The sequence below is a fragment of the Curtobacterium sp. VKM Ac-1376 genome (genome assembly GCF_015351025.1).
Taxonomy (GTDB): domain Bacteria; phylum Actinomycetota; class Actinomycetes; order Actinomycetales; family Microbacteriaceae; genus Curtobacterium.
Genome location: NZ_JADKRV010000027.1, coordinates 1 through 11916, shown reverse-complemented (window position 1 = coordinate 11916; position 11916 = coordinate 1). Strand labels below are relative to the sequence as shown.

General features: G+C 64.1%; 10 protein-coding genes. 5 read left to right on the top strand and 5 right to left on the bottom strand.

Going from position 1 to position 11916, the window contains the following annotated elements; genetic code table 11:
* The first annotated feature begins 54 nt into the window (after window positions 1-54).
* Together ITJ56_RS17300 and ITJ56_RS17295 are read left to right on the top strand one after the other, a co-directional pair.
* Entirely contained in the window at window positions 55-312 is a 258-nt protein-coding gene (locus tag ITJ56_RS17300) for a hypothetical protein (RefSeq protein WP_194631875.1), read from the top strand.
* Window positions 313-379: 67 nt separating this feature from the next.
* Window positions 380-907 (top strand): hypothetical protein, encoded by a 528-nt coding sequence (locus ITJ56_RS17295; RefSeq protein ID WP_194631874.1) that lies wholly within the window; start codon window positions 380-382, stop codon window positions 905-907.
* A gap of 12 nt (window positions 908-919) precedes the next feature.
* Here the strand turns inward: ITJ56_RS17295 and ITJ56_RS17290 are convergent, their stop codons facing one another.
* Window positions 920-1609 (bottom strand): NYN domain-containing protein, encoded by a 690-nt coding sequence (locus ITJ56_RS17290; protein ID WP_194631873.1) that lies wholly within the window; start codon window positions 1607-1609, stop codon window positions 920-922.
* 167 nt (window positions 1610-1776) lie between these two features.
* Here ITJ56_RS17290 and ITJ56_RS17285 point away from each other — a divergent pair, with 167 nt between their 5' ends.
* On the top strand, window positions 1777-2838 hold the full coding sequence (locus ITJ56_RS17285) for a hypothetical protein (protein ID WP_194631872.1): 1062 nt from the start codon (window positions 1777-1779) through the stop codon (window positions 2836-2838).
* A 191-nt stretch (window positions 2839-3029) separates the two neighbouring features.
* Here ITJ56_RS17285 and ITJ56_RS17280 read toward each other — a convergent pair whose 3' ends face one another.
* The 4 genes from ITJ56_RS17280 to ITJ56_RS17265 form a co-directional block, all read right to left on the bottom strand.
* Complete coding sequence (locus ITJ56_RS17280) at window positions 3030-3716, bottom strand: hypothetical protein (RefSeq protein WP_228518144.1); 687 nt, start codon at window positions 3714-3716, stop codon at window positions 3030-3032.
* 293 nt (window positions 3717-4009) lie between these two features.
* Complete coding sequence (locus ITJ56_RS17275) at window positions 4010-4585, bottom strand: recombinase family protein (protein ID WP_194631870.1); 576 nt, start codon at window positions 4583-4585, stop codon at window positions 4010-4012.
* A gap of 640 nt (window positions 4586-5225) precedes the next feature.
* Window positions 5226-9287 (bottom strand): beta strand repeat-containing protein, encoded by a 4062-nt coding sequence (locus ITJ56_RS17270; protein ID WP_228518143.1) that lies wholly within the window; start codon window positions 9285-9287, stop codon window positions 5226-5228.
* A gap of 622 nt (window positions 9288-9909) precedes the next feature.
* Window positions 9910-10491, bottom strand: coding sequence for a recombinase family protein (locus ITJ56_RS17265; protein WP_194631868.1), 582 nt, complete (start codon window positions 10489-10491; stop codon window positions 9910-9912).
* Between the two features lie 180 nt (window positions 10492-10671).
* Between ITJ56_RS17265 and ITJ56_RS17260 the strand changes: the two genes are divergently transcribed.
* Window positions 10672-10860 carry a hypothetical protein gene (locus tag ITJ56_RS17260; RefSeq protein ID WP_194631867.1) on the top strand — a complete coding sequence of 63 codons (189 nt, stop codon included), beginning with the start codon at window positions 10672-10674 and terminating at the stop codon, window positions 10858-10860.
* 30 nt (window positions 10861-10890) lie between these two features.
* Window positions 10891-11427: a hypothetical protein gene (locus ITJ56_RS17255; protein ID WP_194631866.1), complete on the top strand. Its 537-nt coding sequence runs from the start codon at window positions 10891-10893 to the stop codon at window positions 11425-11427.
* Window positions 11428-11916 lie beyond the last annotated feature (489 nt).

Below are 11916 nucleotides of genomic sequence, written 5' to 3'. Positions count from 1 at the left end.
CTCGCTTCCACAGCAGTGCGAGCGTGAATCATGCCTACATCAGATCGCACTGCCGTGGACGCCGTTCTCATCCTGGAAAGCCTCGCCCGGCTACTCCGAGCCTCGCCCAACGGATCCCCGGGACATGACAACGAGGTCCAGGCGTCCTACGTCGACGACACCATTGGCGCACTCATTCGTGACGCCAAAATCCCCGAACAGACCATCAACAACGCTCGCGACTACGGCGGTGGCGAATGGGACACAGCCCTGCTCTACGCACTGTTCCCTGGCGACGACCTGCTCGACATCAACGCTCGGATGCGTAAGTAGTCAGCTGATCGACCACCGGGTTCTTCGGGGTGGCAGCCGCACCCCCGCTGCCGCATAGGATCAATTCGTGCTCGCTGCGTCGGAAGCATTGACCGCCTTCGATTGGTGGTCAGGCATCATCCTGCCGTCGGTTAGCGGGGGAGCTTCCATCCTGCTCGCGGGCGCCGCGCTCGTCGTCTCGATCCGTGCCCTTCGCCAGTCCAACAAAGTGATGCAGCAGACCGCCCGGCGAGAGCGTGCAATCGAGGTGGAGCGGCTCAAGCACCTCGTGGACGTGACAGCACAAGCGTTTCGCGGTGATGAACCACCGTGGACAGCGTTTGGTGAAGTATCGGCCGCACACGGCGAGTTCGATCGCGCTGACCGTCAAGGGGCGAAGTCAGTCACGAAGCAACTGCAGACCTGGCTGTTGCACAAGATCGACCCAGAGATGAGCCCTGGGATGGACAAGGTCGTCACGAACTGGGTGACCGTGGATATCTGGGGCCGGATCCTGGACGGCATCACCCGCTATTTGGAGGACGACAGCGAGCAGTGGCGGCTCGAACTGTTGTCGCCTGCTGATGTGATGGAGCGTCGGGCCAGTCGCCAGTAGTGTGCGGGCCTGTTACCGGTAGTCGTTCCGGTCAATCGACGCGTCGTAGCAGGACCGGTCGAGGTTTGTGTTCCAGATCCGACGCGGGGCGGTCGGTAGCAGACTCCCGCCGCTTCTGGCGCCCTCTCGCTTCCAGTGCTTGTTGAACCACGAGAACGTCTCGATGCCGGCATAGCGCTTTGGATCCGCACCGCGGAAGTCGTACACCTCGTCAAGCGCGGGTACCAGGTCGGTGTCCCGCGAAGCGAGCACGACCAGATCCACGTCGGGTCGCGCGGCTTCTCGGACACATGCGAGCGCGCAAAGCACATCGATGCCCTTCTCCTTGGGCCGGCCGATCGGGATTTTGTGCCCGTTGATGTCGCGAACTGGCTGCCCGCCGGCACCGAGCTGGAAGGAGTACTTCAGATCGCGCAGCTGGACGTCAACGCCATCGTTGCGCCACTGTGTGGCCTGATCGAGCGCGCGGCGGTTCTGCTCCCAGTCGTAGTTGACGTGATGCAGACCACGGAAGACCGTGACTCGCTCCACCGACGCGTGTTGGAACCCGGCCCGCTGGCGAGCGTTACGTTCCTGGATCGCTCGCTTGGCGAACTGCATCGGGTGGATCAATGAGTCGTGACGGTCACCACCTGGGGTGAACACGTCGTAGGCCGTCAGATGAACGTTCTGGTAGTCGACGATGACTGACGTTCTGAGCACGGAGCCCTCCCCAGGGGTAAAAAAATCCCCGCCAATCCGGAGACGGCGGGGAACAACAAGACGAGTATCTATCCCTGGGGTGGCGATTGTCAACCCGGTTGGGCTACCCGGTTGGCGAACCGGGATGGCCAACCCGATGCGCACCCATCGGATGCCCGCGCCCTGGAGTGCTCGATCCCGTCGGCGTCAGCTACGTTCACCGCATGAGCGACAGTGAGACGCCGGACGACCACGAGCGTGATGAGTGCGACGATGCGCCCGACGTCGAAGCATCCGTCCAGGGGGACGACGCTGAGAGCGACGAGCCTGCGCGACGGATCGTTGTCCCAGGATCCGGGGGCAATGCGGATGTGGGGAGCGTCGTCGACAGGCTCGGTCTACTGAAGTTCGACGCCAGCATGTTCGCGAACTTCACCTCGCTATACACGCCGTCGATCGACTTTTCGCGCTTCGCCGATTGGGGGTACGCCCCAGCGCTTGCGGACCTCGGCCGGAGGATCGCCGAGCAGACGATGGCAAGCGCCCCGCTGTACTCCCCCGCCTGGTTCGAGCCGATCGTCGACGCGCTGCGCGAGAGCACCAAAGGGTGGAACTTCCCAGACCTCGCGGATCTCGTCCGCCCCGCTCTGCCAGCGAACATCATGGAAGCGGACATCGACTACGAGCCCGACGAGTGGATGACCTGGATTTCCGAAGGCCTCGTGATCGCGTGGGTCCCCGACGCCGGGACGCTCGAGCTCATCGCCGCAGCCGACACACCCGCGGGGCGCCGCTCGGCTGTGTCGACACGTGCCGACGAGGTCCTCGAGTCGTGCGAACACCTCCTCGACCAGATCACCGCCGCCGACTACGTCCCGTTCGTCGAGCCTGTGCGGCGCGCGATCGCGGGCATCCGCACGGACTTCTCGGATCTCGCGCAGGCGTACGCGGCAAGCACGCTGGAAACGATCGTGGCGATGAAGTACGGCCGGTATGGCCACTACCGCAAGATCGAGAGCGAGCACGAACAGGCGCAGCTGTTCCGGAGCGAGCTACACCTCGCACAGCTCAAGGCCGTCTTCCAGAGCTTCACCGGAGACGACATCCCCACCACCTTCAACCGGCAAGCGACCGTGCACGCCGTCGCACGCGGGAAGCAGTACTCCCGGCTGAACGCTGTGCTCGCTGTGGGCCACCTGGTCAGCGCGCTGTGGAAGTACGAGCTCGACACCCGCGACGCGCATGACTAATCGGACACGGCCGGAAGTAGGCCGAGAGGGCGCCCGATGGCCGATCCGCAGCTGAGGCGATCACTCGGGCTCTACCTCGGCGCCCGAGGGTCGTCGTCATGGAAGACGAGCGCCTTCCCGATGCGTTCGTACGCGGCCGCGGCCGCGATGATTCATCCATTTAGCATGCGACATCACTTTGCGCATGCCACTCAACAGGGTTCGTGCTCAACTCTCCCATCTAGCTCAGCAACCAGGCGATCATAGCTAGCTTTCGGAGGAATTGGTGGCAGCTCAGTCACATTGAGGGCAGCGAGGCTTGCCTGCCCAAAATGAGTCGCGTGCATAGACCACTTTAAGGTATTCATCACGAGCTCGTCGGCGAAGTCGGAGCCGCGCACTACCTGCTCCTCAATCCAGCCGATGAGGCCGTCGAGACCAACTGGGGATGACAGGTGGTGGGCACTCACATTATTCCTGACCCGATGCAGCATACTAATGAAAGCACGATCATCCTGGATGCGCTTCACGCCAACCTTATAGGTTCTGTGTGCCTCGTTTAAACGTTCAACATTGATGGCTGTTTGCCCATTAGCGTGCAGGCGCTTTGCCTCTCGGAGAACCCTCCCGGATAGCTTTGGGTATGCTTCAAGAGCAGCATGCAAGTAGACAACAAGGTATCTGTTCCATACGTGGTCTATCCCAGCAGTGTCTATTTTTGCCGCAATGAGGGCGCATGTTTCGACGCGAGAATTTGCGGCATAAATAGCAAGGTCGTACGCGTGCGCGATTACGTCGCGCTCAGGTACGTTACGTCGGATCCTCGAGCGCTCCTTCACGAGCGAGACGAGATCACGCTGGCCCTCGTTTACGCGGCTGTGCAGGTCTGCAGACGTCACCCCTGTCAATGGCATGTGGGCGAGTATGCCCCCAGAGCAGACCCAGCGTTGACCGCCTCGCAGCCATGTGCAGCAAAAGCTCGACGGCTCTTGCGCCGTGGTGGTCGGTCACGAGACAGCCCGGCTGCGAAGTGGATAGCGTCGACGGCGGATACAGGAGGGCTGGTTCCGGTGCCCGAAAGCCGATCGGCTACCGCACGCCTCGGCACCGAATCCGGCACCCGCAGAAAGCCGGGGATCTGGGTTGTGACTGTTCACGCTGATCTGCGCGGTTCTGATCACGCTCTCTTGCCTCACTCGGCCGCGGGTGTTGCTGCGGCTCGGAGGTAGGCGTACACGGTCTCTCGGCTGACGCAGTACTCCTTCGCCAACATGGTCTTCGGAACGCCGGCGCCGGCGCGATCGCGCAACTCGGCGACTTGGACTGCGGTGAGGGATCGGGCACGGCCGCGGTAGACGCCGCGCTGCTTCGCCAGGGCGATGCCCTCTCGTTGGCGCTCTCGGATCAGCTCGCGTTCGAACTCGGCGAACGCGCCCATCATGTTCAGCAGCAGGTTCGCCATCGCGCTGTCCGCCCCCGTGAACGTCAGCTGCTCCTTGACGAACTCCACCCGCACCTTCTTGTCCGTCAGGCGGCGCACGAGCCGGCGGAGGTCTTCGAGGTTCCGGGCGAGCCGGTCCATCGAGTGCACCACCACCGTGTCCCCGTCGCGGACGAAGCCGATCATCGCCTCGAGCTGCGGGCGGTCGATGTCCTTCCCGGACGCCTTGTCCTCAAACATCCGGTCCAGGGCGATGCCGTCGAGCTGGCGAACGGTGCTCTGATCCAACGTGCTCACCCGCACGTACCCAACCCGCTGACCCGACACGTCGCCTCCGACTCCTAGTTGTCCAGTTGAAGTCTAAGACCTTCAACGGTAAGTGTCAGGAAACCCGAATTCTGACCCTATTCGGACGCGCGCCGCGTCAGGAGCCTGACGTCCAGTTGGGGTGCACTCCAGATAGACACGGTGCATCCGCGACTCGACTGCTGTGTGTCTCGAAATTGATCATCACGACGTGAGAGCCGCCTGACCCTTGCGACGCATGGTTGCAAGACTGCATCCGCGGGTAGCACGGGGCTCCGCGACCAGCAGCCACGAGACGACTCGCAACCGTAGCGATGTGAGAAGCGCCCCGTCGGCTTTCGGCGGGGCGCTTCTCACAGTCTGCGAACTCGGCTCAGTAGCCGCGTCGATACAGCATTTGAAACACGACCACCCAAGCGATGAGGATCACGAGCCCTCCGATACCAGCCCAGACGAGCGCAGTGGCGCCGCTGAATAGGGCGACAAAACAGAGTGCGGCCAAGATTCCGGTTAGCACCGCCAGCGGGATGCGGTACCGCACAGTCCACGTCCGCTTCGCGCTGACTTCAGAAAGTTCCGAGTCATCCAAATCTGTACTTCCATTCACAATCACTCCGTCGACGTACCCACGACATCGGCTGCGGGAGTTGCCCCGCTCAATCTACGGCGCGCAGTTGATTGACCCTCCGATGAGACCACCGACTCCTCCGAGGATGAAGCCCCCCGCCGCGCCTTCAACCGCTCCGATTTCGGCAGTGGCGATCGCACCCCCCAGGGCTCCCACAGCTGCAGCTGCGCCCGTGGCCTTTGCAACGCAGTGTGCATACGTTTGCTGTCCGGTCGGATCGAATCCGTTGATGGGGTCGGCGGCGGCGTAGGCGTACCGGTTCGCATTGCTTGGGTCAAGCGGGGCGTCGAAGGTGTCGCGTTCGATCCAGTTGCCCGTCGTGTCAGACATCCACCGGTACCCGAACTTCGTGAGCCCGGTGTCGCTGTTGCTCGAGCGGATGCCGGCCTTGTACCCGTAGGGGTTCTGCTGCCACTGGGCGCTGGTCTTACCGGCAGTGACGGTCTCGGCACCGTAAGCGTCGTAGCGGACCGTGTACGCGATCTTGCCAGTGTCAGCGATCGATGCGGTGGGGTTTCCCATGCCGTCGAGAACCCACATGCTGGTGGCGCCGTCCGTCGTGCGCAGGTCCAGCGGCTGCCCGGTGACGGGATCGCTGAGCACCGACGCGGTGCCAGTACCGGCGACTGCGCGGGTGGCGATCACGGGGACGCCGTTCTGGTCAGTGGTGCCATACGTGTAGTCGTACTCGGCTCCCCCGGCCGTGGACTGGTGAAGGAGCCTGTTCATGTCCGCGCCGGCGTACTCGTAGCTGGTCTGCACACCGTCCGTCGTCGACGAGGTCAGCTGCTGCGCGCCGTTGTACGTATACGTCTCCCCCGGCGCTGCGATGAGGTTGCCGGTGCCGTCGTACTGGTACCCGTCCGACGTGATCTGCGAGGCCGCGTTGTAGGTCAGCTTCTGGTCACTGATCACAGCCTTGGTGGCAGCGTTCGTGGCCTTCGCCTCGGTGCGGTTCCCGGCATCATCGTACGAATACGCCCAGTTCGTCGGGTTGCTGCCGCCGCTCTGCGTGATGCCGGTCAGGTGCTTCGTCGGCTCGCCGTCGGGGTCGGTGTACCCGTAGTTGGTGACCTGCCCGGTGATGTTGTCCCGGGACCACTGCAGCTTCGAGCGGTCGTTCGCGGACGTGACGGTGCAGTCCGGCGCGGTCGTGGTTGCCATGTAGCAGTAGGTGGTGTCGACGACGAGCTGCGTGTCCTCGTTCGCGGCCCAGGCCTGCACCTTTGTGACCTTGTTGGACTTGTCGTAGGTCAGCTTCTGATGCGCCTGCCACGACGTCGGCTCCACACCGGACGTTGCAGTGTTGGGGGCGCCAAGCCAGGTGTCGGTCCGACGGCCCTGGCTGTCCGTCAGGTAGATCTGCTCCGCGGTTCCCGAGTTCGTCGGGTACGTCGTCGCAGTGAGGACCTCAGACGGGTCGTAGTCGTGGGTGACGGTGCCGGTCGAGTCCGTGACCTGTGCGATGTTCCCGGCGAGGTCGTACCCGTACGCCACCTGTCCGCCGCCAGCGGTGTTCACCGTCGCGATGAGCCGGTTCCGCTGGTCATACGTGTTCGTGATGGTGCCGGTCGCGGAGGCCTCGGTGAGGAGGTTGCCGTTGCCGTCGTAGACGTTGGTCACCGTGGTGGTGCCGTCGCTGAACGCGGTGGAAGTCATCCGGTCGTCGTTGTCGTACCCGAACGTCGTCGTGTTCCCACGCCCGTCCGTCTCCGTCTTCACACGACCGAACGAATCGTACGTGTAGTCCTTCACCCCGAGGCTGGTGCCAGTCGGCGGGGTGATCTTCGACAGCTGCTTATTGCCGTCGTAGGCATACGCCGTTGAGTTCGAACCGTTCCCCGGCGCGGTCGCGGACTTCACCGTGCCATCAGAGTTGTAGGCAACCTTCGCCTGGATCGTGGAATCAGACCCCGACTGTGACGACGTCTGGTTGCCGACACCGTCGTAGCCGATCGTCGTGGTGTTGTTCGAGCTGTCGGTCACCTTCGACGGCAAGTACGCCGTCGCGGAGCCGGATCCGTACTCTGCGGACGAGGAGGAACCGGAACCGGACGTGGACTGCGTCAGCGACTGGCTACTGTTCGCCCCGTACTTGTTCTCCGTCGTCCCGGTGCCAGCATCACCGGTCGCGCCCACCTGAGCCGTCGCAACACCATTGTTCGCGGAGTTATACGTCCGAGACCGCTCACGACCGGCGGCGTCCACAGCCTTCGTAACAAGGTCGCCCCCGTCGAGGGTGTACGTGGTGTGCTTCGCGTCCGCCACCGCAGCAGCCTGGTCCGACCGGGGATCGGCGACGAGGGTGGTGGTGTCGTCCTTGAAGGAGAGCCGCGTCACGGCGGTGCCCGGGGAACCGGTAGTGGTGTTGCGCTGCTCGACCTTGGTGACCCGGTCGGACGAGTCGTACGTGAACGCCGTCACGCCACCCTCGGGCGCGGTGATCGAGGTGAGGTCCCCGCTGGTGTACCCGAACGTGGTCTTCTTACCGGTGGCGTCCGTGTACGTGGTGATGTCACCGTTGCTGTTCTTCGTCCACGACACGCTCCGCGTGCTCGAGCCGCTGGTCTGCGAGAACGTCTGCACGCCGTTCGTGTACGACGAGTTCGCCGTCCGCGCCCCGGTGACACCGGCGGTCGAGACGAGGGACTGCAGCGTGTAGCCGGACTCATCCGAGTTGAAGCTGATCTGGTTCTCGTTCCGGTCCACGATCGAGGTGGGCTGGCCCGCGAGGTTGAAGTGCGTCGTCGAGTTCGACGTCCACCCCTTCAACGTGTACTCGTGCGTCGAGCTGTTATCGACCCGGGTGAGGGTCTGCTGCAGACCAGCCGGGCTGATGAACGCACCCTGCGTCCCGGACGGGCGGAACTGCCACGTCGTCCCGACGGCGTCGGTGTAGATGACGCCGTCGGCGTTCGCCGTGAGGTCGCCGGCCCCGGCGAGGGCGTACTGCCACCGGTTCGCGTCCATCGTGTTGGTGTCCCCGACGGTGGTGCTGCGCGAGTTGTACGCGGCGCCGATCGTCGTGTTCTGCGTCACACCCGGCAGGCTCAGCGCCGTCGTGGTCACCAGCAGGTTCCCCGTCCCGACATCGACGGACGTGTTGGTCTGGTCCGTGATCGGGAACGGCAACGTCGTCGCCGACGTCCGCTGACCGGTCCGGTTCGTCTCCCCCGGACCACCAGGCAACGAGTTGTACGTGCCCTGCAGGTCAACGACGTAGTCCATCGCCCCCTTGCCCATGTTCTTGATACGAATCTTCCCGTTCGCACCCACCGGCGCCACCACGGTGTTCGACACGATCGACGTCGTGTCGGAGCTGATCGCCGACGACTCCGGCTCCGCCGCACCATCAGCCCACATCTTCGCGTACGAGTCAGCGCCACTGTTGTTCACGGCAGTGAACGTCACCGCAGCAGCCGACAGGCCCCCCTCGACCGTCGGGGCATCGAACTGGCCACCGACCTGCACCGTGAACGACGCACCCGAGGCGATGCTGGTCGTGGTGCGGGTGTCGACGAGTCGGCCGGACTGCGGCGTGAAGCCACCACCCGGATTCGACTGCAGGAAGTACCCCTGAATGTCGACGACCAGGTCGATCTTCCCGCCATCCGCAGCAGTGTCGATGCTCAACTTCCCGTCGGCGCTCAACGCGACCTGCGCGTTCATCGCCGTCGAGAGACCCTCCGTCGAGTTGTAGTTCAGAACACCCGTGCTGCGGGTGTCACCGGTCGGCGTCGGACGGACGTAGCCGGCCTTCGCTTCACGGTTGATCACGATGATGTTCACCGCGACCGCCGCAGCACCAGCCGGGATACCGTTCGAGCCCGTCGCCTGGATCGTCCGCTGCGAACCCGCAGGGATCTGCCCGACAGCAGCACCCGTACCGTCGCGGGAGTCCAAAACACGAGCCGGGGACATCGCCACGAACCCGCCGGCGGAAACACCGTTCTTCGTCGACGTGTAGTAACCGGTGACATCGATGATCACGGTCGACTGCGCCGTCTCCGTCATCACCTGGATCGTGCCGTCATTCGCGACCGCGAGCAGACCCGTGTTCGACGTGTTCCCACCGACACCAGCGTCGTAGACCATCAGCAACGTCGACGCATCCGAGGACGACGGTCGACCAAACAGCTGCCCCTCACCACTCGGGGAAGCGATCGTCACCATCACCGTCACCGCGCCGATCCCCGACGACGGCAACCCATCAACCCCAGCCACCTGCACCGTCCGATACGTCCCCGCCCCCGTCGCACCACCCAGCACACGAGCGTTCGAGGGCATCGGCACGTACTGCCCACCCGACCCCGTCACCGCAGCCTGCGCCGCCTGCGGCGGACTCACCACCGCGAGCAGTGAACCAAACAACGCCACCAACGCGACCAGGGCAAGCATCACCCAGCGGGAACGAACAAACAACGGCGACGTAGCGAACACGCGCAGAACCCCTTAGAGGCCGCAGCAGGCGATATCGCCCCCATGGCGAGACTGCGCAACCACGACGAACGCTACGAAGCACCACCTAGCCGCGCACCCCCCACTAGAGGGGGTAGAAAGTTCAACAGCGGAACCAGTAGCGCCGCGAAAACGGCGGGAGAATCGGCTACAGCACGCCTCTGCACTGAAGCCGGCACCCGCGGAAATCTGCGGATCCGGGTGTCTCAATTGTGAGCAGCTTCGCTCGGTGTCGTCCTTCTCGCTTCGCTCCGTGTCGTCAGGCGGCGGGCGGGTTCGCTCCGCCACGCTGGATCGCTCGGTAGACGGTCGAGCGGGCGACACCGAACAGCTCGGCGATTTCGCTCGTGGTGTGCATGCCGGCGCGATGCAGCGCGACCAGGTGCTTCTCCTGTGAGACGGAGAGCTTGGGCTTCTTCCCGCGGAGCTTGCCCGCGGCCTTGGCGATCGCCATCCCTTCGCGCGTGCGGGCACGGATGAGGTCGGCTTCGAACTCCGCAACCATCCCGAGGACGTTGAACAGCAGCCGTCCCACGGGATCGGTCGGATCGTAGACGGAACCTCCGAGGTTTAACGTCACGCCGTTCCGCGTCAGCTCGTCCGCGATGTCACGAGCGTCCGGGAGGGACCTGGCGAGGCGGTCGAGTTTGGTGACGACCAGAACGTCACCCTCTCGGACGGCGGCAAGAGCTTCGCGGAGACCCGGGCGTTCACGGTTTGTTCCGGTCATGCCGTGGTCAACGTGCACGTTCTCCGGATCGACCCCGAGAGCATGGAGACCGTCCCGCTGCGCGGCGAGATCCTGGCCAGAGGTCGAGACGCGGGCGTATCCGACAAGCATGCGACGACTGTAGCGTTTAGGGCACCTTCACCGGGCATTTTTGCGGGACAGTCATACGGGAATCGGGGTCCTAGGTAGCTGCTGGGTTTTGGCCATCAGCCCGAGGCGTCCGAGCCTGCACCGGTGAACGACCGGCTTACGGGCACCTATGAGAGCCGAACCGGTCCATAGGATCGCGACATGTACTCATCTGGTCCCAGCCCATTTTTCGTCATCGTCGCCATCGTCCTGACCGTGCTGAACATCTGGGCAACGATCATCGTCATCAGGGCGGGTACCCGCTACCTTGACCGCACTCAGCCGCCGCGACGCCCGAGGCCACCCCGCGAACCGCTCTTCCCCAAGAACGACGACGAGCCAAGTGCTTGACGCCGCGACCGTCGAACGTCGGAACTGCGCATGATCGACTGGCCGAACTTGATCGCGGGCTTTTTGCTCGGGCTCGTGCCGGCCGGTATCGGCTGGTTTCTCGATCGAAGGAAGCTCCGGGAGGACATCGGACAGCAGTGGCTGGCAGTCGCACGGGGGCTTGAGCTTGCCGCGTGGAAGGTCGATGTGACAGCAGCAGCGCTGCATACCGAACAGGCCGGGCATCCGATTGACCGCTGGCGCGAGCAGGTCGGGGGCCCTGGTTTCCAACTCCTCGATGTCATGGCAGGGGCGCTCCAGAGCTACGAAGCATGGGCGTTCCACCCGACTAGGGAGGGAGATGACCGACGCGCGGCGGACGCGTTGCAGCTCTTCATCCGGTCCCGCGTTGAGTTCGCGAACTGGGTTCGCCGAGAATCCAGCGCCAGCTACACACGGGTTGTGAAGCGCGAGGAAGGCACCCGCTTGCGGCACGACTTCGTGCGCCACCCATGGAAAACCTGGCGCCGCACTTCGCGCAACCGTCGCATTGAGCGTCTCGCCCGCAAGAAGTGGCCGCTGCCATAGTTTTGGCGCGCCGGTAGCCGATCCTCCACTGAAACAAGCAACCGGCTGGGGCATCGTCTCCACTGGTGAACCGCCAACAGCTCTCCAGCGACGTTGGTGGGCAGGGGCTACCCGAGCAGCAGAGCGCGGCCCTAGTGCGAACCCAGAACTACGGCCGGCGGGCCACCGAGACCATCGTGCGTGACGCCACTAGGACGGCTCCAATCCCGACGACGACCGCGGCCACGCCCAACCACGGCAAATGGTGACCGAGAATCGCGACCAGACCGACCACGATGAGACCGATTCCACCGACGAGCTGCAGCCATGTGCTTGTCGGAAGCGAGCGCCTGTCCATGCACTCGTTCTACACCGCCTTGCCGCTCGGGCCACGTCCGGTCACCGATCCTCTACCGGGCGTTGTGCCCGAAGTGGGAAGGAGTCCGCCCGGCTTCCTGGAGCCCGAATCAGTCGCCGCGCCGATAAGACCACTCGAGCACTTGCATACTC

What these genes read in the sequence shown, in the direction of transcription:
- ITJ56_RS17265 (WP_194631868.1), bottom strand. Translation starts at nt 10,491, where the DNA reads ATGCTTGTCGGATACGCCCGCGTCTCGACCTCTGGCCAGGATCTCGCC.
- ITJ56_RS17270 (WP_228518143.1), bottom strand. Translation starts at nt 9,287, where the DNA reads ATGGTCTACGACGCTGGTGTCGGTGGGAACACGTCGAACACGGGTCTG.
- ITJ56_RS17255 (WP_194631866.1), top strand. Translation starts at nt 10,891, where the DNA reads ATGATCGACTGGCCGAACTTGATCGCGGGCTTTTTGCTCGGGCTCGTG.
- ITJ56_RS17260 (WP_194631867.1), top strand. Translation starts at nt 10,672, where the DNA reads ATGTACTCATCTGGTCCCAGCCCATTTTTCGTCATCGTCGCCATCGTC.